Consider the following 24331-nt stretch of genomic DNA (forward strand, 5'->3'; position numbering starts at 1 on the left):
TGCAAGAGCCCGGGGCAGGCTTATTGGTTGTTGGCCTCGTCCCGCAGTTCGCGCCGCAGAATCTTGCCCACGTTGGTTTTGGGCAGTTCATCGCGGAATTCAAAGTACTTGGGCACCTTGTAGGCCGTCAGACGCTCGCGACAGAACTCCTTGAGCTCGTTCCCGGTCACGCCCTCGGCTGTCGGCACCAGGTAAACCTTGACCGCTTCGCCACTCTTGGCATCGGAAATGCCCACGGCGGCACACTCGACCACCTTCGGGTGGCTGCTGACAACATCCTCAACCTCATTCGGGAACACGTTGAAGCCAGACACGATAATCATGTCCTTCTTGCGATCAACGATGCGAATGTAGCCGTCTTCCTGGATCAGGGCGATATCACCGGTGCGCAGGAAACCGTCCTCCGTGAAGGACTTCTGGGTGTCCTCCGGGCGCTGCCAGTATCCACGCATAACCTGAGGACCTTTCACACACAGCTCGCCAGGCTCGCCCAGGGGCGTTTCACTACCCTCTTCGTCCAGGGTCTGAACGAGGGTTGAGGGAATGGGCAGGCCGATAGTGCCAATCTGGATGGCACTGGGAGGGTTAAAGGTCACCACTGGCGAGGTTTCAGTCATACCGAAGCCTTCGCAGATCTCACAGCCAGTCACCCGCTGCCACATTTTCGCCGTGTCGCTGGTCAGGGCCATACCGCCGGAGGACGTCAGCTTCAGGCTGGTGAAGTCCAGGGCCTGGAATTCCTCATTGTTGCACAGTGCTACGAACAGAGTATTCAGGCCCAGGAACGCGGTGAACTTGTGATTTTTCAGCTCCTTCACAAAACCCGGGATGTCTCTCGGGTTGGGAATCAGGACATTGTGGGCACCGGCCTCAAGCATGATGCCGCAGTTCAGGGTGAAGGAATAAATGTGGTACAGCGGCAAGGGCGCAATAACAACCTCCTGCCCCTCGACGACCATACCCTCCATCATCGGGCGGGTCTGCAACAGGTTTGCCACCAGGTTTCCGTGGGTCAGCATGGCGCCTTTGGCCACACCGGTAGTGCCGCCGGTGTACTGCAGAACTGCGATATCGTCCCGTTTGCACTCAACCGGTGTAAACTTTTCCCGGCCACCGGCACTAAGCACTGCCGGCAGTTTATGGGCCTGAGGTATGTTGAACGGGGGCACCATCTTCTTGACGTGCCTGATCACCGCATTCATCAGGGTGCGCCTGATCGGTGAATGCATGTCGGCAATTTCAGTCACGATGACGTGTTCGATGCCGGTATGGGGCAGCACTTTTTCGGCGTTCCCGGCCATGTTGGCCAGCACCACCAATGCCTTGGCACCGGAATCGTTGAACTGGTGCTCCATTTCCCGGGTGGTATACAAGGGGTTGGTGTTCACCACAATCAGGCCAGCACGCATGGCGCCAAACACAACCACCGGGTACTGACTGACATTGGGCATCTGAACCGCGATACGGTCGCCAGGTTTCAGATCGGTCTTGTTTTGTATCCAGGCTGCAAAGTTGCGGCTCTGGGTGTCAAGGTCACGATAGGAGAGCGTTGCGCCAACAGCGGAGAATGCAGGACGGTCAGCAAACTTTTTGACGGCCTGCTCAAACACATCCACCATGCTCTTGTACTTGCTCAGGTCAACCTCGCGAGGTACGCCGGCGGGGTATTTATCCTGATAAAACTGCTCAAAATCCATCACCATCTCCTGTTTGGCGCTTTTGATTAGAATGATTTACCGATGTCAGGTTGGTCAAAAAATCAACCCGACAAAAGTATCAGACTCAAAAAAGTGGGGAGAGAATAGCAGTTTTGTAACCGATGAGGTAGTTTTCGGGGTTCTTACCCGAACAGCTGTACACAAATGACATCAGTGCGGAGCGCACCATGAGCGATACCCTTGATACTCTTGATACTCTTGATACTCTTGATACTCTTGATACTCTTGAAAATATTACCTATGACGAGCTGAACGAGGGCGATACCGCCACCTTCATACGCACCCTTTCGGAAGACGAGCTGGTGCTGTTTGCGGCGGTGTCCGGTGACGTGAATCCGGTACACCTGGACTCCGATTTCGCCGCCTGCTCCAGGTTCAAGGAACGCATTGCCCATGGCATGTGGAGCGGCTCCCTGATTTCAGCGGCACTGGCAACGGTTATGCCTGGCCCGGGCACCATTTACCTGGAGCAGAGCCTGTCATTCAGGCGTCCGGTAAAGCTGGATGACACCCTGACGGTAAACCTGAAAGTGCTGCGCAAGGATCCGAGAAACCGTATTGTGGTTGGCTGTGATGTGCGGAACCAGAATGGCCAGCAGGTGGTCTCCGGCCAAGCCAGGGTTATTGCGCCGACGGAAAAAGTCTCCCTGCACAAGCCTCGGCTACCCAGGATCACCATCGAGAGCTGATTCAGCCGGGCAGGAAATCAATCGGGAACCGAACCGTGCGGGTCCCGACCTTGTCGGCACCGAAATTGAACAACCTTACCCTCATGGCAATACGCTGCTCCAGGGACGGATGCTGCAATTCGGAGCTGACAACGTCACAGGCGGAAACCGAACCGTCTGGTTCGATCACCAGTTCCAGCAACACCTTGCCTTCAAGCGTTGGGTCCTGCCGCAACTCCCGCCGGTACAGGGAATAGAGTGCGGTTTTCTGGGCGTCAAATACCTTGCGAATATTGCTCATGGCCCGCTCACCGACGGACGGCCCGGGATTAGCCGGCTTCGCCGCTACGGCACGGGTTTCCTCAACAGGCGCTTCGACTTTCCTGACTTCGTGCCCGGCCACATTCACCGATGTTTCCGGGGCCACAGTGTCTGTAACCCCGCCACTGCCACTGAGCACCTTCCCGGAATCCCCGGGGGGAACGGTGCGCGCCATGCTGTCGGAATCCGTATTCGCCACGAATTGCTGGGCCGGCGCCGGTTCAGGCTCCCTGAGGGAGGCCAGCCGGTCTTTCATCGCCAGCAGCCCGGACCGGGACGCCTTCTCCCTCGCCTGCTCAGTGGTTTGCCGGGGTTTGGCCTGCCGGGCAAGGGCAGGCTCCGGCCGGGGCTCGGGTTTCGGTTCAGCCTTCACCGGCTCAGGGGGCGCCTTTTCCGGTTCTTTTTTTCGAGCCTCGGGCTCCGGCTCTGGCTCAACCGGCTCCCGTCTGGCAGGCTCTGGCGTCACAGGCTCTGGTGTAACAATGGGTTTTGGCCGCTCCACAAGGCGCGCGAGCCTGGGCGGGATCTGTTCAGCCTCGCTGCGTTGAATCTCCGGCAGGTCCAGTGTCGGAATCAACAGTGCCGGAGGCAGTAACAGCGCCAACGTCACCCCGACAATGGCACCAAACCGGAGGTTCTCACCGGTATCCCGGCCCCACGGCAGCCCGGCGGAATGCCCCGCAGGAGACAAGGTATCAGCCATTGCGAACCTCCCCTTCCACCGCAAGCCGCACCTGCCGGTATTGCGCATCAACACAGGTCTGCATCACTTTCCGGAGCAGCCGGTAATCGGTATCGCGACCGGCCATGATGGTAACTTCCAGTCCCTCCTCGGGGATCTCGGTCCAGCGGTTACGTCGCCAGGTGAGCTCCTCCGACAAACCGGAAATACGGTCATCTCCCGTTTCGATTCCCTCCAGCCGGGCCACTTCCTTTCCCTGTACCAGAATGGCGTTGCCGGTTACCTGCACCGTGAGATTCTCTGCGGCTTCCTGCTGTGCCGTCGATTTCGGCAACGGCACATCGGCGGTGTTCTTCATGACTTTCACATCGGAGGAATTCACCATCAGAAAGAAAACCAGAATGGTGAAGATGTCCATCAGCGACACCAGGTTCAGGCCACCCGGTCTGTGCATGCGGCCGTAGTGCCGCTGCCGCTGGATCCTGCGGGCCTTTCGGGATGTTCTCACGCGCCCTCCCCGGATTCTTCCTGGACAGTGGCCGCCAACTGGCGATTATCCGATGCATCCATCAGGGAAACGTCCGGAAACAGCTCGGCCTCCACCACACTGGCCGCCACCACGGCCGGGTATGAGCGAACCGTATCCATGGCGGTAACCAGCGTCTGGTAATCGATATCGGGACCGACTTCCAGCACCACATCGGTCTTCTCCGGTAGCCGGCCTTTCACCTGGCGAAGGACGTCACCAAGCGCTTCAAAGTCCTGTGCACCCTGTTTTTTCGGAAGCACACGAATCAGCCCCCGATCGCTGTCAGCAATTTCGATACCCGCCGGAATCAGTGTTACCACCAGGCGAAGCTCATCGGCTTTTGGAACTTCCCCGGCCTCCATTCCGGGAAAGTTCAGTTCAATTATGCGGACCTGGCTGAACACCATGCCCAGCAACAAAACCGGCACCAGAACGATCATGAGGTTCAGAAAGGCGGTTATGTCCAGCTCCGGCGATGTACTCAGCCTGCGGTGTCGGCGTCTCATGGCATCAACTCAGGCTGCGGATGGCTGGGCATTGGGGTTCGAAACAGGATCAGAAACAATGTTCAGCAGTTTCACACCCGCCATTTCAAAACTGTCCACAATTTCGTTGGTGCGGGTCTGCAGCACGGCATGGAACATTAACAAGGGTATCGCCGACATCAGTCCAAAGGCAGTGGTGTTCATGGCCACGGATATGCTCTCGGAAAGCAGGCTGGCTTTCTGGGATGGGTCTGCCGCTGCCACTGCGGTAAAGGCTGCAATCAGGCCGATAATCGTGCCCAACAACCCCAGAAGGGTGGCGATGTTGGCCAGGGTCGCCAGGTACTGGGTGCGCTTTTCCAGCCGTGGAAGGACTTCCATCAGACCCTCCTCCATGGCGTATTCAATATCTTCCCGCCGGCTGTTGCTCAGCAACCGACCGATGCCCGCGCCCATGATGGAGGCAATGGCGCTATCCGAGTTGCTTGCCGCTTTCATGGCCCGCTGGTAATCACGCTTCTGCAGCAATGGCAGGATGCCCCGTTCGAAGGCCGCCCGGTTGCGCCGCCTCACCCCGGAGAGGTAGAAAAATCGTTCCAGGGTAATGGCCAGGCCCAGCGCCAATACAACAGCAATGGGGTACATGAAGGGGCCGCCTTCCTGGAAAAAACGTACGATGGTGTCCAGCATGATTGTTCTCCCGTTATTACTGCGCAGTCACGGCTGAGTCCCCGAGGGGGCTCAGGATCAGGGGGTTAAGGTTTTCACGAAACAGGCGATGCCTTTCCAGAGTCACCGGGTCTGCCGGCCGCATCAGTTCCGGCGCGGTATCATCCAGCTTTGCCCGGGGACGTTTTGGCAGGCTCGGCGCCTGCCAGGGCAATATGTAAAGTACCCGCGGCTCATCCTCGCCAAGGCTGGCCGATATGCCGTCAACGCTCAGGCGAACCGAGTCCTCCTGACCTGCCCCGGCAAGGGCCGGCGCCAGCAAAACCAGCCCGGCAAGAACAACTGACTGCATACCTGTTACGGTTACCTGCAAGTAATGGCGCATCTGCATCTATTGCAGCCTCCGTTCCAGATCGGCAATCCATCCGGTGACGAGCTGGTCGTCTTCTTCCGTCAGTACCCGATAGCGGTTGTAGTGAGTCAGCGCCCTGTCGAGTTCCAACAGATACAGTTCAGCAATCACGGCCAGGTTGTAATGCAGCTCGGCAACCTCCGGCGAGTTCGAAATACCGGTCTCGAGCAGCTTCGCGGCTTCGGCAAAGCGGTGTTGATCCTTCATCACCAATGCCAGGTTATTAACGACGACCGCGTTGCCCGGGTCCAGCTCAACGGCTTTCTGCCACGCCTCGGCGGCGGCATTCCTGCGGCCCTGCTCCAGAGCCAGCTGCCCCTCCCTTGCGAAGCTTCTTGCCAACTCCGGGTTCGTCTGTGCGGGTTCAGGCTCCTGAACGGTTTGCCCGGCGCAGCCGCCCAGCAGAACCAGCAGAAGACTCCAGGCCAACGTGTTCTTCAACCGGTTATAACGAGCCATCACCCGCCTCCATGTTCCAGCTCAACCATTTCACCTTGCGTTGGTAACGCCCCGGATGCAGATCGGCCAGAACGCCCAGGCTGCGGCCAATCCATGCATCGTACCCCCGGGCGGTGATCCGCCGGTGGTTCTCGGTGTGCAGCCGAATTGCCTTCTCTTCAAACGGATAGGCTTCCTCTTCCAGCAGCATCTGGTATTGCATGGTCTCCAGCTCGTTCAGATCAGCCGGCACTGACGACGCCATCAGGTCCCGGGCCAGCCCCCGGTAAAGTTCCGCACGCCGGTAAAGGGACTCGGACAGCACCGCCTCAGCGCCGAGTGCCTCGGCATCCAGGAATCGTTGACGCGCGGCTTCCAGCGCGCCCTGCTTGCGTTCCAGCGAATCTTCCAGGGGATGGGTCAGTTCGATACTGGTGAAAGCGGCTGCGGCACGGGCACCGAGAACCATTGAGGCACGAGAAGCCCACTCAAGGGTCTCCGGGCTGTGCCAGGGGCTTTCCAGCTCCGCGCTGACCAGTGCTTCCCGCCAGTCATCCCCCTCAACGCCGGATTCCATAAGGCGGTGACGCATGGTCTGAAGGCGCAGGTGGCCCGGACCATCCCCGGCAACGACGCCAGTGGCCAGATAGTCACGGTACAGCGCGTTGCGTTCAGCGATATTGCCAGCGTCATGGAGCAATGCGGCAGCTCTGAGCCGCAGCTGCCAGGGGTCAGGTTGGCCTGCCGCCATCTGCAGGAGCTCTGAGGCAGCCAGCGCTGGCTGCCCGGATGCAACCCAGGCGTGGACCAGCTTTTCAGGGATGCCCGACACCAGCTCATGCCCGGGGAAATCCGACCGGAAACGCTCAAGATCTTCAATGGCCCCGGACCAATCCGAGGCTTTGAGAAGGGTGTTGGCGGCGTCGTAGCGGCCCTTGATGGCCAGGTCTGATCCGGGCAGCACAGAACCGACGCGGCGGAAGTGCCGGACCGCATCTTCGGTCTTGCCTTTGGCCGCGGCCCGCTCGCCCTGACGGTATACAACCGTGGCGAGCTGTTTTCGGACATTCTCCGCCTGATCCCCTGGAAGATCCCCGGGGTCGCCGTTTTCAGCGAGGTCCAGAGCCTGCTTCCAGGCCCTTTCCGCAAGACCGTATTCGTCCTGGTGCTGCCGGACTTCTGCGGTTACCTGCCATGCTGCATAACGTTCCCGGGCGGTAGCTTCGGCACCGGTGATGACTCTCGCGCTGTAATCCAGGGCGCGCTGGTGGTTGCCTGTGGCGAGCCAGCGGGCGGACAGATCCGCCATCAGGCCGGCGTTTCTGGCATCTCCGGAAAAACGTTCTGCGAATTGATCCGCTTCGGCAGAAACTTCCTCGAGCCCGGGGCTGAATCCCTGGCTGGTTCGCCGGCCATTGAGGCCATCGCGCAGCAACGTAATGGCCGCCCAGCCGGCATCAGCCGCCTCGCTGTAATTCGCCACCTCATAAGCTGCGCGCCTGAAGTTCGCCAGTGCCTCGGGGAACTGTCCTGCCTGGAGCCGGGCGTCGCCCGCCAGCCGAAGGATTTCACCGATCCGGACCGACCGCCGGGCAAGCCCCTCGTAATACCCAGCAGCCGAAACAAAAGCCGCCCTGGCAGCGGTTACATCGCCCGTGTTAGCCGAATTTGTTCCCCGGTTATACTGAAAGTCCGCCAGCACCCGGCTGAAGCTTTGCCATTTTTCCTGCTCGCCCGGGTTGAGGCGATCGTAGCCAGCATCGGACCCGAAACGTGCAACGAACCCTGCCCTCGCCTCACGGATCCGCTCGGGCAGAGCAGCCCGCTGCCAGACATCGACGACCTGCAACATGAAGGCGGGAACCTTAGCGTGATCCGGCGCGTAGCGAATAAATGCCTGGTTAACGGCAACGCTGGCCTCTGTCTGCCCCTGGACAGCGTAATAATCCGCGAGCCGGTCAAACAAAAGATGCGCCCAGGGACGCATCCGGGTCTCGTCCAGCCAGGAAATCAGCGTCTCGGGGCCGCGCTTTCTCGCGGCCATCAAGGCAAGCACGCGGAAGGTATCATCGATCGTGTCGACACTGGATTCGTTGACGTCTTCCAGACTTTGGGCGTCTGGCAGGAACTCGTCCAGAACCGTAACGAAGGTGTTGGCTGCCCGGTCCCAGGCCCCGGCACCCTGCTTGAACTGACTCCAGCCCAGCATATACCTGGCCTTGGTGCTGAATTCTCCGTTTTCGCCGGATTCAACCAGGTGTCGATAGCCAGTTTCTGCCTCTGCATAGCGACCGGAAGCAAAGGCGGATTCCGCAATCCGGAATCTGGCCTCTGGCACCAGTGCTGAATCAGGATAAAGCCCGACCAGTTGTTTCAGGCGCTGGATGGATTCCTGATCGTGACCCGTCAGCGCATGGGCCTTGGCCATCTGATACAGCAGTTCATCAAGCCGCCCGCCAAAAGAGCCTCGTTCCAGAATCGATTCGTAGCTACTGATGGCCTCACGGTAGACCTTCTGTTCCTCGGACACAGAGAAGCCGATGTCCTCACCGGATTTGTCGCGAATATTACTCAGACGGTTCAGGGCATCGATCCTTACCTCAGGCTCATCGGAGTTCAGAAACAGGCGATGGTAGCGACGCACCACTTCCGATGGCGAAATAGCGGGCATGGGGCGGGATTCGAATGTCAGAAAAACGGGGCGCATGTCACCGATGGTTTCGCCATCGCGCCCGAGATCGACCCGGAAGGATTCCTGGGCTATCGCTGGCGAGGCGAGACAGAGTGAAATGAAAAGTGCAATGAAAAGTGCGATGAAAAGTGCGGTGAAAAACCTTGGGGCCAGTCGTCTCACGGGCGTCCCTCCCCGGCTGTGTCTCCGGACAGATCTGCGTTGGCAAGATTCTGCAGGGCAAGGTATTCGTACAGGTGGGCGATCTGTTGTTCGGTTTTGTCGAGGGCGAACGCCATCTGCCGATCCCGGCTGGCGACGTAATCGAGGGCCAGTTTGTCCAGAGCCTCCCCGGCTTCGAGCCTCAGACGCTTAACAGAGGCGACCAGCGCCTCATTCCTGCTCTTCAGCGCGAGAGCCTGATCGCGCAGTGCCCGAAGCACCGCCGGTCGTCCCGATGCCCGTTGATCAAGGCTGGCCAGCCGGTCCCGGGTATCCGCCAGGGTTTGCGCCAGGCTGGAGAGCCGGTTTTTCTGAGCGGAATCCACCGCTTCAGCCGACAAACGCTCGATCCGGGCCCTGAGATCAGCTCCCTGCCTGGATAGCGCTTTGGTATTTTCATAGGCAGTTTGCCGCTGACTGTTGGCGATCTGCTCGGCCAGTGCGCTGTCGAAGACCTCCAGATCCCTCTGGTAACCCACAAGCCTTGCGGCCATCACTTCCAGAGCGGCGACCCTCCCCCCGGCATGCTGGGCGGCGGGTTGCGCCATAAAACCCAGCAGATAGGCCATGCGTGGCTGGGTCAGGGTACGGCTATCGGCCAGGAACCAGTCAACTCCGGTTTCCCTGGCATCTTCGATCAATGTCTTGTAAGCCCCCTGGTCCCGGATTTTTTCTGCCAGTTTGCGCAAGGTCACCCGTTCACTTTCAAAGGCTGCGTTGGCCGCCAGGTAGGCTTCTCCGGCCTGACCCAGGTAGCCAGAGAGATCATACCCCCGGCCCATAGCAATCCAGGCATCCGCAACACCCGGGTAAGCCAATGGGTATTTCCTGGCCCGGTGCCAGCTCTGCATGGCGGCCCGGTGGTTGCTCCGCTGCGAGAGTGCAAGGCCGTGAAGGTAGAGCGCCCTCGGTGTGCTGAAGCTGTCCAATGCTACTTTTTCCAGAAAACCGATCGCTTTCTCGTACTCCCCGTGCTGGTATGCAAGGTAGCCGGCCCGAGTGAGCAGGCGGTTCCGAAGCTGTTCACGGCGGGCGGAATCCCCATCGCCTTCCAGCATGGCCAGAGCGACCCTCAGAGCGACCAGCGCGCGGGCAGGATTCAGATCCTCCCTGGCATAATCGGTAGACAGATTAAGGTAACCTACAGCCGCCCAGTAGCCTTCCTTCATTCCGGCGAGGACGCGCCCGGCATCGTCAGTCTGGCCGCTCAAACGGGCCTCTTCGGCATCCTGATAAAGCGCTTGCTGGCGCTTGTCGCCCAAATCCACGCCCACCCCACTGGCCTGCCTGAATGCTTCCAGACCGTCTCGAATATCAGCCGGTAATACCGGTGCGGCAGAAACCATCAGCGGGCTGATGACCAGAAGTGATAAGGACATAAACAGGAGTCGAAAGGTCATGGCAACCTACTTCCACTCAACAAACGAAACCCGGGGTTCATAGTCCGGTGCACGCGCCTCCAGACTCATCTGTAACCGGAGGGTGCCCGGGCGTTTCTGAAAACGGTGTACCGATTCGCGGCGAACAAAATCATCATTGGCGGAGCGGGCCGTTATAACCGTTTTCAGCTCGTGGTCGCCGTTCCTGAGATTGCCGGTAAACAGTTGCTGGACCCCACCGCGTTCCAGTGAGGCCCGTTCTCTTTCGGTATAAAGATGGGAAGCGACTGGCTGGCCGTTTACGAACAGCTCCACCGAATCAAGATCAAGCGCATCCCGGCTCTGGAGTGTCAGAAAAACTGCCAGTCGGGTATTGGCGGGATGCAGCAGTTTCTGCTCAAGGGCAAAGACGCTGGCAGAGTGCCCGGCAACCTCGGCGCTCAGCTCCTCTATCTCCTCATCCAGCGACGCCGCCGCCATTACCGGAGCGGGCAGCAGCAATAACGGAAACAACCAGCCGATGAACGTTCTGCGTTCATGAATCCGGCGCTTATGTGCTTGTTGTATGCCGAACATAAGCCTCCTGCCTTTGTAACCCACGCAAACTTCTGTAACAGATCGGCAGAAAGCGTAACACTTGGTAACCGCCAAGAACGGTATCCAGATCACCAAATGGAAAACGCGGAACCAATAGAGGGAAGATCGAGTGTCGAGTTATTTGACAAAAGCAGAAGTGGCCAAGGCAGACGGGCCATAGAACCTGAATCCGGATACTACCAACCAATTGATTTGATTACGTCTAGTTTAACTGGCCCTGTAATTGCTGAATCGAAGGCGACGGGAAAGCCTGACCGGCGACTCCGTTTGATATGCCGAGCTTTGCCGATGCCCTCAACCGCATCGGCTTTTTTAGTTTGGGGTCAAAAATGGGGTCAGATGAAAATGGGGTCAGATGAAATTTTCATCTGACCCCATTTTCATCTGACCCCATTTTTATTTGCTCAGTTGCTTCATGGCCGATTCAAGGCCTTCAACGGTGAGCGGGTACATGTGGTCGTTAACCAGCTGCCGGGTCATGCCCAGTGAGCCGCCGGTGCCCCAGTAGTTCTCGGGCAACGGGTTGAGCCAGACTACCTTGCGGAAGTGGTCGGAAATGCGCTGGAACCAGGTGGCGCCCGCTTCCTCATTCCAGTGCTCAATCGAGCCGCCCGGGTGGGAAATCTCATAGGGCGCCATGGTGGCGTCACCCACAAAGATGACTTTGTAGTCCGGCGTGTATTTGTGAAGGATGTCCCAGGTGCTCATGGTCTCGTTCATCCGGCGGATGTTGTTCTTCCAGACGCTCTCGTAGATAAAGTTGTGGAAGTAAAAATATTCCATGTGCTTGAATTCGAGACGCGCGGCGGAGAATAACTCCTCACAGACGCGGATGTGCGGGTCCATGGAGCCGCCTACGTCGAAGAAGATCAGCACCTTCACCGCGTTGTGCCGCTCCGGCACCATTTTCAGGTCCAGGTAACCGGCATTCCGGGCGGTGGAGCGGATGGTGTCGTCCATATCCAGCTGGTCCGCCGCACCCTGGCGGGCAAACTTCCTCAACCGCCGCAACGCCACCTTGATGTTGCGGATGCCCAGGGTAATGCTGTCGTCCAGATCTTTGTATTCACGCTTCTCCCACACCTTGACGGCCCGGCCATGGCGGCCGTTTTTCTGGCCGATCCGGAAGCCTTCGGGGTTGTAGCCATTGGCACCGAATGGCGAGGTACCGCCGGTGCCAATCCACTTGTTACCCCCGGCATGGCGTTCCTGCTGCTCTTCCATGCGCTTCTTGAACGTCTCGATCAGCTCCTCGAGACCACCGAGAGAGTCGATTTGGGCCTTCTCTTCCTCGGACAGGTGCTTTTCGAACTCGGCCCGCAGCCAGTCATCCGGAATCAGCGCTTCGAGCAGGTCATCCAGGTTCTGGATGCCCTCGAAATACGCCTGGAAAGCCCTGTCAAACTTGTCGAAGTGGCGCTCATCCTTGACCAGGCAAAGACGCGCCAGATAATAGAACTCTTCCATGTCGGCAAAGGCGAGCCGATGCTGCAGGGCTTCCAGCAAATCCAGGAATTCCCGCAGGCTGGCCGGTACCTTTGCGCGCCGGACTTCAAGAAAAAAATCAATCAACATAAAACGTGACTCTTGCCAATGTTCTTGCTGAGTATCAGCTGCGGCGACGGGCCATGAAGGCGAGCTTCTGCAACAGGTGCACATCCTGCTCGTTCTTCACCAGGGCACCGTACAGAGGCGGCAACGCCGAGCTGGTATCTTTCTCCTGCAACATTTTTGCCGAGAGCTCATCGGCCATCAACAGCTTCAGCCAGTCAATCAGCTCCGAGGTGGAGGGTTTTTTCTTGAGCCCCGGCACCTTGCGTACATCGAAAAACACTTCCAGGGCATCACGAACGATTTCCTGCTGCAAGCCCGGGAAATGGACATCCACGATAGCCTGCATGGTGTCATGGTCCGGGAAACTGATGTAGTGGAAGAAACACCGGCGCAGAAACGCATCGGGCAGTTCTTTTTCATTGTTACTGGTGATGACAATGATCGGCCGGTGCTTTGCTTTTACCGATTCCTGGGTCTCATAGACGAAAAACTCCATGCGATCGAGTTCCAGCAGGAGGTCATTGGGGAATTCGATGTCAGCCTTGTCGATTTCATCAATCAGCAGAACCACCTGTTCATCGGCTTCAAAGGCTTCCCAGAGCTTGCCCTTGACGATGTAATTGCCGATGTCCTTGACCTTCTCATCACCCAGTTGCGAGTCCCGCAGGCGCGATACCGCATCGTATTCGTAAAGCCCCTGCTGGGCCTTGGTGGTGGACTTGATGTGCCACGGGATCAGTTTCATGCCAAGGCCTGCGGCCATTTCTTCCGCCAGCAGGGTTTTTCCGGTGCCGGGCTCGCCCTTGATCAACAGCGGACGCTGAAGTGTGATAGCGGCGTTGACGGCCATTTGCAGGTCATCGGTGGCTACATAGTTCTCGGTACCGGTAAACTTCATGGTCTGGTTCCTGTTGGTTACTTTTTCTGATCTTTGTCGTCGGGTTTCTTTTTCGGACCGTTATCCGGCAATCCGGAATCGTCCTGGTCAAAATCGGGTAAATCGTCGAACTCGGACAGGTCAAAATCCTCAAGCCCGAATTCCTCATCGTCATCGTCTTCCGGGAGGTCGGCGTCAGACGGATCGGCGACGTCTTCCAGTTCCGGAACGTCCTCATCCGAATCAGCGGGCTCTTCCTCCACCAGCGTATCGGCCACCGGGATATCCTCTTCCGTCTGCACTTCCGGTTCATCCAGCGACTCATCGCCGGCCTTCAGCGCCGCTTCGTGCTCATCGATCACCGCTTCAAGTTCCGCCCTATCATCGTCCGGCATTTCCTCAGTGACCTCCGGAATTTCCTCTGGTTCCGGTTCCGGTTCCGGTTCCGGTTCGGGTTCCGGTTCTGGTTCGGACTCGGGCTTCTCTTCCAGGTCTTCCAGAGCCTCCCGCTCAGAAGCAGCCTCCGCCAGGGCCTCCTGGCGCTTCTTGCGCTGACGAAGGGCGACCCATACAACGCCGGCAAACAGTGCAACCCCACCCGCAGCGGCAGCGATCACCGACATGGGTACCGGGAAGCTATCCTGCCCCTCCGCCGGTTCCGTTGACTCCGATGCGGGGCCCTCTGGCTCAGGTTGCTCTGGTTCAGGTTGCTCGGCCGTCGGCGCAGGAGGCTCTTCTACCTGACTCACATCTATGGGTGGGGCAATCTCCGGCTCAGGCTGTTCAGCCACTGGTTCTGGTGCTTCAGCCTCTGGTTGCGGCGCGCCCAATGGCTCACCAACCGGTTCGGCAGGTTCGGCGCCTTCCGGAACCGTAAACCCGACAGTCGCACTGAACTTGCGGCTGAAGGTCTGGCCATCGGCAACCACATCCATCCGGTACAGGCCGGCAGCCGGCAGCCGCCTGACCGCATCCCGATAGGTACCGTCTTCCGGTGGTTGCCCGGCTGACAACACCTTTGTTCCACTACGGCCATCCTCGGAGGTGATGGTCAGCTCAACGTCCAGGACTCCCAAAAAGTCCGGGTTGGTGATCTTTTCCTGTTCTTCAAAAAAGGCGATTCGGATATCGACCGGACGTTCCGAAGAAAAGGTGGCCGGGAATGGATTGACCACCATTCGCAGATCGCTGACCACCGTCACCCGGCTGCCCTCACCCAGTTCTCCGTTCAGTCGCCACTCCCCGGCGGGCGGGTCATTCACCGTAACCAGATCGTACCCGGCTTCTCTTGCCCAACGGACGTTGTCTGGGGAATCCGCCAGGCTGACTGCGCCGCCATCCGGGCCAATCAGCTCAAGCTCACGGGTGGCCGTAGTTTCTTTCTCACCCCAGAAGATCAGAGCGGTAAACTCACGAACGCCGTCGTCAACAGTAAAGCCGTCGCCCTCAATCGGAATCTGTTCCTGGGGAACCGCCGTGTTCAGGGCCTCCAGAAAAGCAAGGTTCAGGGCGTCCGCGGTTTCAGCAATCTGATAGCGACCGCCGGATTTCGTGGCCAGCGCCCTCAGAAAATCCGTATCAGCGGCTTGAGAAAGCGCGACCGGGTGAAAAGTAGCGCCCCTGGCAACCAGATCGGGAACAATCTTTTCAAGGATGCGCTGCTCCTCGGCAGAATTTGCAGCAGAATCGGCGGAAATATCCACCTTGCCATCGGTCAGCAGGATAAAGTGGGTTCTGCTCAGATCACCGTCGGTGTAGTAACCATCGCTGGCAACTTCAATGGCCTTGCCCAGATTGGTTCTCAGGGCAACAGAATTAATCTGCTCCGAGCGCCCGATGGCCGTATCCCGCCACTGATCGTTCACCTCACGGTGCGGAACCAGCATGTTCACATACTGCCCGAAGGTCCAGACCCCGGCCGTCGCGCCCTCTGGCAAGAGTCGGGCAAGCAGTCTTACGGCAGGCTGACGCAGGTTTGTCGGATCGGTGTCCTTCATGGAGCCGGAGATATCGACAATAATCCGCACATCCGATTGTCCGGGCAACTGAACATCGTCAGCCTCCTGCGCCGTTACCGGCAGGGGCAGGTTGAATGCGAGAACCAGTGCAAACAGGCTCAGCAATCTCGGTTTAATCGCTCTCAAGGCATCCATCCGTTCTTATTATTGATTGATGTTACCGACGAACCAGACGATAACGAACCAGGTCCAGCACCCAGACCAGCAGCATCACGAGACCGGCAAGGCCAAGGTTGAACAGCGCCCGGCCCGCCGCATCTTCCTCCCCCAGGATCATTTCATAGCCGCCAAACAACCAGGCCGGAATCCACCAGCCCGCGAGGTCCGGAGACTCCACCGGGGTGAGCAGCAGGGCAACCAGCGCTGCGAGTATCAGGGTTCTCAGTCCGTACAGGGGAAGGAAGCGAATCAGACTCTTCATCATGTAAAAGAACACGACGAAGGCAATGGCGTAGGCGGCCCAGAAAATCCCGTAGGCCATTTGTGCATCGGTATCGATCATTACAGAATCCAGTGAATGATGTGTTCTTGCCAGTCCTCTTCCGGCACCCCGGCCTCTGAAACAGCCCGGTGACGGATGGAAACGCCCGCTTCGTGCACCGAATCCGGATCCCCGCTTCGCAGCGGATGCCAGTCCGCCAGTGGCCGGCTTTCGGCCAGGGTTCGGTAGGCACAGGTATAGGGTAACCAATGGTAGTCCGTGACGGTGCCCGGTGTCAGCATTGTGCAACCCGGAACCTTTTTCAGCCGCTCGCCATAAACGGTGCAGCGGCAGGTCTCTTCATCCATGTAACGGCACACCAGGTCCGTGTGATAAACCTCGCCGGTGTCTTCGTCTTCCAGCTTGTTCAGACAGCATTTTCCGCAGCCGTCACACAGGGATTCCCATTCCCCGGGTGTCATTTCGTCCAGGCGCTTGCGCTGCCAGAACGCCACCTGGGCAATCATGGGTTGCGCTGCTCCGGCTTCTTCCGGAAGTCCACCACGTAACCTTCCCTCTCCTCGGGCATCTGCAGGAAAAAGTCTTTCTCCCCGATGGCCTCAAGCACCTGCTTGCCGGTTGTTCTTGCCAGCTTGCGGTCTGGCGTCACTACCAGATCCATGGAATGAACAGGCTGCCCGAAAATGCCACGCAGGCTCTCCGGAAGCTCCTCCCATTCCTGGCCACGGCGGACAAAAATGTAGGTGTCGCTCTTTTTGCTACTACGGAATACAGAAACAAATTCCCGCTCTTTCATGACGTCAGTAATTCCTCGATATCAGCGCGAACCGGAGCCAGAATCTGCGCCCGCCAGCCCTGAAAAAATTCATGTTGCGCCAGATCACGGTGCTGCACCACTTTCTCAAGCCGCTTCCTGGGCGCAAGCAGTTCCATTGGAATATCAGCATCTTCTGCCGCCTTCCTGAATAACCGCTTTAACTGCTTGAAAAACCCCTGCTGATCCCTCGACAACGGCGGAGCGATGCGTTCAAGGCCGGAATTATCCGCTGTTGCCCCCTTGCTAACAAGTTCGATAAGGGTGTCGCCGTAACGCCGGACCGCGCCGGAAGGCACGCCCTGAATGTTTGAAAGCTCCCTCTGGGAGCCCGGCATATTTTCGGCAATGGCGATCAGCAGGGCATCCGACAGCACCCGGTTGCGCGGCCGGTCCTGTTTCTGGCATTCCAGTTCCCGCCAGCGAACCAGTTCCCTGAGCACGCCCTGCTGCTGTGGAGTGAGTGTCCAGCCGCCCCGGAGCTTCAGGTAATGACTGTCCGGATCTTCCTGCCCGGCCAGTTCGTTGGCGAATCGCGTGGATTCCTCCGCCAGCGCAGCCTCCAGGCCCCGTTCCCGCAGCAAACCGGTTACCCACTCGTACATGGGTTCCAGAAAGCGGATATCGTCAATGGCATAGCGCTGCTGAGCCTCACTCAAAGGCCGGGCCAGCCAGTCGGACCGGGTAGCGGATTTGTCGAGGGTTTCGCCGAACAGGGTTTCCACCAGCCTGGCGTAACCCAGGGAGAACCCGGCACCGGCCATGGCGGCGCCAATCTGCAGGTCTGTCACACCGGCGGGCTCAAGGTTCAGCCACTGACGGAACAGCTCCAGGTCTTCACTCATGGCATACAGAAGTTTGGGCGTTTCCGGATCGGTCAGCACCTCGCGGAAACGGCGGGATTGTTCGGCAACGGCCGGGTCCACAAGACAAAACCCGCCATCCAGTCCGAGCTGAACCAGGCCCGGAATCGGATAAAACGTGTTTACCCGTTCGAATTCGGTATCCAGTGCCAGGGGCTTGCCGGGTGCGCGATCAAGCCACTGATCCAGCGCCTCCGGCTCCCGGATCCAGTGGATGCTGGCGGGTGCCGGAGGAACATCAACAGCGGCAGCGGCCTGGGCAGAAATATCCATAGAAATGCCTGGTCAGATTTATTCGGAGAGAGGTTTACGGCCTCGAAAAGCGTGGGTCAGGGTAAAGCCGTCAACGTAGCCCAGCTCGCCACCCACCGGAATACCATGGGCCAGCCGGGTAATCAGAATCCCGCGGCCATCAAGCCGGTCCGCAATGTAGTGAGCCGTAGCCTCGCCTTCAACCGTGGGGTTAGTCGCAAGAATCAGCTCGGCAACACTTTCTTCCCGAACCCGCCTCAACAACCGCTCGATGCCGATTTCTCCGGGCCCCACGCCATCAATGGGTGACAGATGCCCCATCAGCACGAAATAGCCACCCCGGTAATCACCCGCCTGCTCAATGGCCAGCAGGTCTGACGGGCTTTCGACCACACACATGGTTCCGGTGCGTCGCTGGGGATTGTCACAGATGCCGCAGATTTCGGTATCGGCAAAATTCTGGCAACTTTCACAGCGCCGCACACCGTTCATGGCCTGGTTCAGCGCCTCCGAAAGACGGGTGCCGCCGGAACGGCCCCGCTCCAGCAGGTGAAAGGCCATGCGCTGGGCGGTCTTTTGCCCGACACCGGGCAGGCAACGAAGGGACTCGACGAGCTCGTCAACCAGGGGGCTGAACGCCATGAAATGTCCTCAGACTACGGCAGGATGAAATTCAGAACGGCATCTTGAAACCGGGAGGCAGGCCCAGGCCCGACATCATACCGGACATCTTATCCTTCTGATTGGCCTCAACCCGGCGTACGGCGTCATTCACTGCGGCAGCCAGAAGGTCCTCCAGAATGTCTTTTTCCTCGGACATCAGCGACGGATCAATATCCACCTTGCGAACGTCGTGACGGCCGTTCATGGTTACTTTCACAAGCCCGGCACCTGCCTCACCGGTGACTTCCGCTTTCGCGATTTCTTCCTGGGCTTTCTGCATCTCTTCCTGCATTTTCTGGGCTTTTTTCATCATATCGCCCATATTGTTCATCATGCCTTATCTCCTGCTTGCCTTTTTGTCTTTGCAGTCTCCGCCGTCTCTACCGGCCGGATACTCTCTTCGACTACCCGCGCCCCGAATCGTTCAACAATAGACTGTACGACCGGGTCCCGCCGAATGGATGCTTCCGCCGCTTCCTGGCGGGCCCTTCGCTGCCCTGCGTCATAGGCCGCCGGTGTGTGCGGCCCCGGATCGCCCTGCTCTATACGTAACTGAATGGCGTCGCCAAAGCGGTTTCTCAAGGCGGCCAGGATCTTTTCCTTGTGCCGGCTGCTCAGGAGCCGTGCGTGGCCTTCGTCAATGGTCAGGGTGATCGCGTCACCATCCCGGGCCATGGCTCCGTGGCTGGCCAGATTGCCGGGCATACCTACAATGCCAAGCTCCGAAAAATCCCGGTGCCAGACAAATTCGCCCATAGGCTCGCGAGCAACGCTTTCGGGTTCTGACTCAGACTCCGGTTCTGGCTCAGACTCAAGCTCAGGTACGGACTGCTCAGGCTCAGGTTGCCCAGGCTCAGGTTGCTCAGGCTCCGGTTGCTCAGGCACGGACTGCTCAGGCTCAGGTTGCCCAGGCTCTGGCTGGTCAGGTTCCGGGGCCGGGTCGGGCTCATCCCGCGGCTCGGACGTGGCGCTTTGGCCGCCGGAACTTATGGCGGGCGGCTCCCGGCGATCAGCACCCGGCCGGAAAGCCAGCATCCTGAGCAAGGTCATCTCGAACCCCATACGGGCATCCGGCGTAATGGCCAGGTCTTTTCGACCAATCAGGGCAGACTGGTAGAACAGTTGGGCATCCTCGGCACTGAGTTTGCGGGCCAGGGACTGCACCTGTTCCGCATCGCCCAGGGCGTTATCGGCGCTTCCGGGCACCACCTGTTCCATGGTAACCCGGTGAAACAGGGAAAGCAGATCAGCCAGGATCACGCTGTAATCCGGTGCAAAATCCGAAATCCGGCTGATTTCCGCCAGCAGGGCCGGGCCATTCCCCTCAACCAGCGTACTCACGATACGTTCAATATCGCGCTGATCAATGGTACCCAGCATATTGCTGACATCACCGGCCGCCAGTTTCTGGTTACCAAAAGCGATGGCCTGGTCGGTCAGACTCAGGGCATCCCGCATGCTGCCGTCCGCAGCACGGGCCAGAAGCCAGAGCGCCGGTTCCTCGAACGGAATCTCCTCCACGCCCAGCACGTGCCTCAGGTGGCCGGCAATGTGTTCCGGTGTCATCCGCTTGAGGTTGAACTGCAGGCACCGGGAAAGCACCGTCACCGGCAGTTTCTGGGGATCCGTCGTGGCCAGCAGGAACTTGACATGTTCCGGCGGCTCCTCAAGGGTTTTCAGGAAGGCATTGAACGACTGGTTGGTCAGCATGTGCACCTCGTCAATGAGGTACACCTTGTAGCGGCCGCGGCTTGGCGAGTACTGAACGTTGTCCGTCAGTTCCCGCATATCGTCCACGCCGGTGCGGGAGGCGGCATCAATTTCGATCAGGTCGACAAACCGGCCTTCCTGAATTTCCCTGCAGCTGGAGCATTCGCCGCAGGGATTCGGGGTAATGCCAGTTTCACAGTTGAGGCATCGGGCCAAAAGACGGCCGATGGTGGTCTTGCCCACCCCCCGGGTACCGGTGAACAGGTATGCGTGATGCAGACGCTGGCTTTCCAGGGCGTGAATCAACGCCTGGAGCACGTGTTCCTGGCCCACCATGTCCTCAAAGGTGCGTGGGCGCCATTTACGGGCAAGTACCTGGTAGCTCATGTTCCGTCAACTGCAGTGAAAAAACGGGCTTAACCTTAGCATGGACCGGTTGTGAGAAGAAGCAAACTTCATCCCGGAAACAGGCAGCAAAGGTTACGGGTATCGAGGAAAAATCAGAGTAATAACAACTAGCAAAATCAGAGTAACAACAACTACAGGAAGGGAAAACTGGGGGTGACTCCATCAGCGACACCCCGGCACACAATTCCACCGCTTCGGCTGCTCCCTTCCGGGCCTGACCGGGTTCACGGTTTCATGTTGCGGAGGCACCAATGGAGCCACCATAACGGCGTTTCAGGACAATTCCCTGAAAGCGGCGCGCATATTAGCAAAAGGGTTTGCCGACTACAATGAGAAATCCACAGCCACCGCAGATACCCGCTTTCAGAGCGGCAAGGGCACCTCGTCCTGGCGAAACCAGCAGGCCAGGCTGTAACGGGTACGATTCGCTGGAAGCACCTCGTGGGGGATCTCTTCACTCATGAACAATGCCATGCGACCGGCCTCGGGCAACACAGTGCCGCATGCCTCGTATTCAATATCCCGATTGAACACCTGAAGCGCGCCGCCGTGGGCCTCCTGCCAGTCCTCATTGAGATAGAGCACCAGGCTGACCACACGGGACGCACGGCCCTGAAAGCTGTCCAGATGCTTTTTGTAGAAATCCCCGGGATGATAAGTGGCGTAGTGCGTTTCAAACCGCTTCAGGCCGAGGAACAGGCGTTGATTCAGTCCCTGGCGGATAGCATCAAAGAATTCAAACAGGGCGGCCTGGGGCGCGGTGATCCCCTGCAGCCAGGCAATCTTGTCACGGCGAACCGACCGGTCACGCACCAGATCGTTGCCCCGGCCGATGCCCGCCCTTTGCATGGCATCCGTGCGGTCCAGAATTTCCACTTCCTGCTGTAACGCCGCCAACAGGTCGCTGCCCAGCCGGGCCCGCACATCCAGTGCCATCCAGCCCTGCTCGCTCAGCCCCAGGGCCAGCTCATCCAGCCAGATTTCAGAAACCGCGCCTGGCCGATCGTGCACCAGGCCCACTGACTGAACATCACTACCAGCAACAGCGACTTGCACAGCACTGGCAGGAGCGATCAGGGGATCATGAATGGGGGTGACAACGGGCGTTCCCATCGGCGGGCCTTATGCAGAATTTGCGCGTATTTTAGGCGCAATTCTCGCCGGAGCGGCAGTTTTAATTTACTCTCTGTATAAGCGAATACACTTAACCGGCTTCAGTCAGCAGTAGCTCACCATGTCAGAAAGCAGTAACAGGCCACCGATATCACTCACTCCGGGCCAGTGGTCCTTCACACGCTGGAAAACCATCGGGCAACTGGAAGCGCTTGAGGTGCACCACCCCCTGTTTCAGGCCACCATTGTCCTGCAAGGCGCCCACCTGGCCCGTTTTGCACCCCAGGACGAAGCGGACTGGCTGTGGATGAGCCCCACCGCCCGATTTGAACCGGGCCGGGCCATCCGCGGTGGCATTCCCGTTTGCTGGCCCTGGTTTGGCGATCCTGGCAAGAACGCACCAGAGGTCCGGAAACGGATTCATACCGAAAGCGCCCATGGCTTTGCCCGCACAGCCCTATGGAAGCTGGAGGACGTCCGCGAGAGCGCCCATGAGGTAGAAATCAGCCTGTCTCTGGACGCCAATGAGGATTTCAGCAATGTCTGGACCGGTCACGCCCTGGCCCTGTTCACCTTCAGCTTCTCTATCCGGGGTTGCCAGCTGGCACTGACCACCACAAACCTGGGGAATGACCCCCTCGCCTTCACCCAGGCTCTGCACAGCTATTTTCCCACCAGCGACATCAGCCGCACACGGGTTCTGGGGCTTGGTGGCAGTCAATACACAGATACCCTGGATAACTGGGAATACCGGACACAGGACGGCCCGGTCTATTTCGAAGGCGAAACCGACCGGATTTATGAGAGCGGTGAACCGCTGACTATCGTGACACCCAGAACCGGGCGTAAGCTTTCCGCTGTGGGCAGCGACTCAACGGTGGTCTGGAACCCCGGCCCCGCCAAGGCCGCAAAACTGTCGGACTTCCCGGACACGGCCTGGCAATCGATGCTGTGCGTCGAAACCGCCAATGCCGCAGGCGATTACCGGGTGTTAAATAATGGACAAAGCCACACCTTGGGCGTTTTTATCGGAAGGAAAGCATGAGCCTGGCATCGTTTCTGAAGTCCAGACTGGTTCCAGCGGAACTGGACGACCATATCAACCGGATCCGCAAACCCATCGGAACCCTCGGGTACGACCCCTGGGGCTACAATAACGAAGCCATGAAGTATGGCCTCTCGATCACCAAACAGATTTATGAAAAATACTTCCGGGTTGAGGCCCACGGAGTAGAGAAGGTACCTGCTGAAGGTCCGGTACTCATCATTGCCAATCACAGCGGCCAGTTACCCATCGATGGCGTGCTCGTCGGCTACGCCCTCGCGACCCGTAAGGAAAGCGCCCGTATTCCCAGGGCCATGATTGAACGCTTCTTCCCTACCGTGCCGTGGCTGGGCAACCTTCTTAACGAAGTCGGCGCGGTACTGGGAGACCCGGTCAACTGCGCCAAGATGCTCGCCAACGACGAAGCCGTGATCGTCTTCCCCGAAGGTGTACGCGGTTCTGGCAAGCTCTACCGGGACCGGTACCAGCTCAAGCGCTTCGGTAATGGCTTCATGCATCTGGCCATGAAGTACAAGGCGCCCATTGTTCCCGTGGGCGTTGTGGGTTGCGAGGAAACCATCCCGGCCATCGCCAACATCAAGCCCCTGGCTAAAGCCCTCGGCATCCCCTACGCGCCCGTTGCCCTACCCGTGGTACTTCCAGCCAAGGTGCACCTGAATTTTGGAGCGCCTATGGTTTTTGACGACCTGGAAATTCCGGAAGAACAGGTCACTGAACGGGTGGAAAAGGTCAAGGCCGAGATCAGCCGGCTGATCGACAAGGGACTGAGCGAACGAAAAAGGCTTTTCTGATGACCGAACAACGCAGACCCCACATCCTGATAACCGGTGCCGCCGGTGCCCTTGCCCAACAGGTAATCAACCAGCTCCGGGACACCTGCGATCTGGTGGCTGTGGATTTCCGGGAACAGGTCTACCTGGGCGACGATATTCCCAGTTACTGCATCGATTTCAACAAGCGCGTTTTTGAAGACCTGTTCCGGCGCTACCGGTTTGATGGCGTAATCCACATGGGCCGCATCATGTCCAGCCAGCTCACCCGCATGCGACGCTACAATGCAAACGTGCTCGGCACCCAGAAACTGCTGGACCTGAGCCACAAATACGGCATCAAGCGCGTGGTGGTACTTTCCACCTTTCATGTATACGGAGCGGTGGCCTACAACCCAGCGCTCATTGATGAGTCGGCCCCGCTGAAAAGCGCCGGCCTGAGCGCCGATCTCGTCGATTCCGTGGAACTGGAGAACCTGGCCAACATCTACCTCTGGCGTTACCCGGAACTCAACATCACCATTCTGCGCCCATGCAACATCGTCGGCCCCGGTGTGCGCAATACCATCAGCACCCTTCTGGCAAGCTCACGGGCGCCGGTGCTGGCTGGCTTCTCCCCGATGATGCAGTTCATACATATTGATGACATGGCAGACGCCATCGTACTGGCGTATAAAACACCGACACGGGGTGTGTTCAACGTGGCGCCTCAGGATTGGGTGGCCTACCAGCACGCGCTCAAGCTTTGCGGCTGCAGGCGCATTTCCGTGCTATCGATTCCGCCTGTTTTGCCGAAATTCATTCTCAGTACGCTGAAGCTGAAAAGCTTTCCGTCATATCTGCTGGCCTTCTTCAAATACCCAGTGGTGATTGACGGGCGGGCGTTTGCCAGGGAATTCGGGTTCGAACCCAGGCGGTCGCTGAAGGAGATTTTTCGGTTTTATCGAGAGAACAAAAGGCCGGTTTAGCGGTTTGGGTAACAGGCGAAAT

25 protein-coding genes and 1 other RNA gene are annotated in these 24331 nt (G+C 58.6%); 4 read left to right on the forward strand and 22 right to left on the reverse strand.

Annotated features, from left to right (window positions below):
- Positions 1 to 20 precede the first annotated feature (20 nt).
- Entirely contained in the window at positions 21 to 1697 is a 1677-nt protein-coding gene (locus D0851_RS02815) for an AMP-binding protein (protein WP_117617260.1), read from the reverse strand.
- Positions 1698 to 1885: 188 nt separating this feature from the next.
- Here D0851_RS02815 and D0851_RS02820 point away from each other — a divergent pair, with 188 nt between their 5' ends.
- A complete protein-coding gene (locus D0851_RS02820) occupies positions 1886 to 2407 on the forward strand; it encodes a MaoC/PaaZ C-terminal domain-containing protein (RefSeq protein ID WP_117617261.1) in 522 nt (173 codons plus the stop codon).
- 1 nt (position 2408) lies between these two features.
- Here D0851_RS02820 and D0851_RS02825 read toward each other — a convergent pair whose 3' ends face one another.
- The 21 genes from D0851_RS02825 to D0851_RS02925 all read right to left on the reverse strand — a co-directional run bounded on the left by D0851_RS02825 (position 2409) and on the right by D0851_RS02925 (position 21505).
- Complete coding sequence (locus D0851_RS02825) at positions 2409 to 3410, reverse strand: AgmX/PglI C-terminal domain-containing protein (protein WP_117617262.1); 1002 nt, start codon at positions 3408 to 3410, stop codon at positions 2409 to 2411.
- Positions 3403 to 3897, reverse strand: a complete 495-nt coding sequence (locus tag D0851_RS02830; protein ID WP_227539420.1) for an ExbD/TolR family protein — start codon at positions 3895 to 3897, stop codon at positions 3403 to 3405. The genes D0851_RS02825 and D0851_RS02830 overlap by 8 nt, the downstream gene beginning before the upstream one ends.
- Positions 3894 to 4424, reverse strand: coding sequence for an ExbD/TolR family protein (locus D0851_RS02835; protein ID WP_117617263.1), 531 nt, complete (start codon positions 4422 to 4424; stop codon positions 3894 to 3896). The genes D0851_RS02830 and D0851_RS02835 overlap by 4 nt, the downstream gene beginning before the upstream one ends.
- Before the next feature lie 9 nt (positions 4425 to 4433).
- Complete coding sequence (locus tag D0851_RS02840; protein ID WP_117617264.1) at positions 4434 to 5093, reverse strand: MotA/TolQ/ExbB proton channel family protein; 660 nt, start codon at positions 5091 to 5093, stop codon at positions 4434 to 4436.
- Between the two features lie 16 nt (positions 5094 to 5109).
- Positions 5110 to 5463, reverse strand: a complete 354-nt coding sequence (locus tag D0851_RS02845; RefSeq protein ID WP_227539421.1) for a hypothetical protein — start codon at positions 5461 to 5463, stop codon at positions 5110 to 5112.
- On the reverse strand, positions 5464 to 5943 hold the full coding sequence (locus tag D0851_RS02850; RefSeq protein WP_117617265.1) for a tetratricopeptide repeat protein: 480 nt from the start codon (positions 5941 to 5943) through the stop codon (positions 5464 to 5466).
- Positions 5930 to 8776 (reverse strand): tetratricopeptide repeat protein, encoded by a 2847-nt coding sequence (locus D0851_RS02855; protein ID WP_227539422.1) that lies wholly within the window; start codon positions 8774 to 8776, stop codon positions 5930 to 5932. The genes D0851_RS02850 and D0851_RS02855 overlap by 14 nt, the downstream gene beginning before the upstream one ends.
- Positions 8773 to 10215 carry a hypothetical protein gene (locus D0851_RS02860; protein WP_227539423.1) on the reverse strand — a complete coding sequence of 481 codons (1443 nt, stop codon included), beginning with the start codon at positions 10213 to 10215 and terminating at the stop codon, positions 8773 to 8775. The genes D0851_RS02855 and D0851_RS02860 overlap by 4 nt, the downstream gene beginning before the upstream one ends.
- 6 nt (positions 10216 to 10221) lie before the next feature.
- A complete protein-coding gene (locus tag D0851_RS02865; protein WP_227539424.1) occupies positions 10222 to 10770 on the reverse strand; it encodes a hypothetical protein in 549 nt (182 codons plus the stop codon).
- A 417-nt stretch (positions 10771 to 11187) separates the two neighbouring features.
- A complete protein-coding gene (locus tag D0851_RS02870) occupies positions 11188 to 12366 on the reverse strand; it encodes a vWA domain-containing protein (protein WP_117617266.1) in 1179 nt (392 codons plus the stop codon).
- A gap of 34 nt (positions 12367 to 12400) precedes the next feature.
- Positions 12401 to 13243: an AAA family ATPase gene (locus tag D0851_RS02875; protein WP_117617267.1), complete on the reverse strand. Its 843-nt coding sequence runs from the start codon at positions 13241 to 13243 to the stop codon at positions 12401 to 12403.
- Positions 13244 to 13260: 17 nt separating this feature from the next.
- Positions 13261 to 15375 (reverse strand): VWA domain-containing protein, encoded by a 2115-nt coding sequence (locus tag D0851_RS02880; protein ID WP_117617268.1) that lies wholly within the window; start codon positions 15373 to 15375, stop codon positions 13261 to 13263.
- 22 nt (positions 15376 to 15397) lie between these two features.
- Complete coding sequence (locus tag D0851_RS02885) at positions 15398 to 15742, reverse strand: hypothetical protein (protein WP_117617269.1); 345 nt, start codon at positions 15740 to 15742, stop codon at positions 15398 to 15400.
- Positions 15742 to 16188 (reverse strand): YcgN family cysteine cluster protein, encoded by a 447-nt coding sequence (locus D0851_RS02890; RefSeq protein WP_117617270.1) that lies wholly within the window; start codon positions 16186 to 16188, stop codon positions 15742 to 15744. The genes D0851_RS02885 and D0851_RS02890 overlap by 1 nt, the downstream gene beginning before the upstream one ends.
- A complete protein-coding gene (locus D0851_RS02895) occupies positions 16185 to 16478 on the reverse strand; it encodes a YcgL domain-containing protein (protein ID WP_117617271.1) in 294 nt (97 codons plus the stop codon). The genes D0851_RS02890 and D0851_RS02895 overlap by 4 nt, the downstream gene beginning before the upstream one ends.
- The gene (locus tag D0851_RS02900) at positions 16475 to 17632 is read right to left on the reverse strand and encodes a ribonuclease D (RefSeq protein WP_117617272.1); all 1158 of its coding nucleotides are present in this window, start codon (positions 17630 to 17632) and stop codon (positions 16475 to 16477) included. Before D0851_RS02900 ends, D0851_RS02895 begins: the two co-directional genes overlap by 4 nt.
- Before the next feature lie 18 nt (positions 17633 to 17650).
- Positions 17651 to 18253, reverse strand: a complete 603-nt coding sequence (recR, locus tag D0851_RS02905) for a recombination mediator RecR (RefSeq protein ID WP_117617273.1) — start codon at positions 18251 to 18253, stop codon at positions 17651 to 17653.
- 31 nt (positions 18254 to 18284) lie between these two features.
- On the reverse strand, positions 18285 to 18608 hold the full coding sequence (locus tag D0851_RS02910) for a YbaB/EbfC family nucleoid-associated protein (protein WP_117617274.1): 324 nt from the start codon (positions 18606 to 18608) through the stop codon (positions 18285 to 18287).
- Positions 18605 to 20371 (reverse strand): DNA polymerase III subunit gamma/tau, encoded by a 1767-nt coding sequence (gene dnaX, locus D0851_RS02915; RefSeq protein WP_117617275.1) that lies wholly within the window; start codon positions 20369 to 20371, stop codon positions 18605 to 18607. The genes D0851_RS02910 and dnaX overlap by 4 nt, the downstream gene beginning before the upstream one ends.
- Before the next feature lie 178 nt (positions 20372 to 20549).
- Positions 20550 to 20646, reverse strand: an RNA gene (gene ffs / locus D0851_RS02920) — signal recognition particle sRNA small type.
- 109 nt (positions 20647 to 20755) lie between these two features.
- Positions 20756 to 21505: a 2OG-Fe(II) oxygenase gene (locus tag D0851_RS02925; RefSeq protein WP_117617276.1), complete on the reverse strand. Its 750-nt coding sequence runs from the start codon at positions 21503 to 21505 to the stop codon at positions 20756 to 20758.
- A 121-nt stretch (positions 21506 to 21626) separates the two neighbouring features.
- Here D0851_RS02925 and D0851_RS02930 point away from each other — a divergent pair, with 121 nt between their 5' ends.
- From D0851_RS02930 to D0851_RS02940, 3 genes are read left to right on the forward strand one after another with little or no spacing between them, the layout of a single operon-like run.
- A complete protein-coding gene (locus D0851_RS02930) occupies positions 21627 to 22550 on the forward strand; it encodes a D-hexose-6-phosphate mutarotase (RefSeq protein ID WP_117617277.1) in 924 nt (307 codons plus the stop codon).
- The gene (locus tag D0851_RS02935) at positions 22547 to 23362 is read left to right on the forward strand and encodes a lysophospholipid acyltransferase family protein (protein ID WP_117617278.1); all 816 of its coding nucleotides are present in this window, start codon (positions 22547 to 22549) and stop codon (positions 23360 to 23362) included. The genes D0851_RS02930 and D0851_RS02935 overlap by 4 nt, the downstream gene beginning before the upstream one ends.
- A complete protein-coding gene (locus tag D0851_RS02940; protein ID WP_117617279.1) occupies positions 23362 to 24309 on the forward strand; it encodes an SDR family oxidoreductase in 948 nt (315 codons plus the stop codon). Before D0851_RS02935 ends, D0851_RS02940 begins: the two co-directional genes overlap by 1 nt.
- Positions 24310 to 24331 lie beyond the last annotated feature (22 nt).

Origin of the sequence: Marinobacter sp. Arc7-DN-1 (assembly GCF_003441595.1) — a bacterium.
GTDB lineage: Bacteria > Pseudomonadota > Gammaproteobacteria > Pseudomonadales > Oleiphilaceae > Marinobacter > Marinobacter metalliresistant.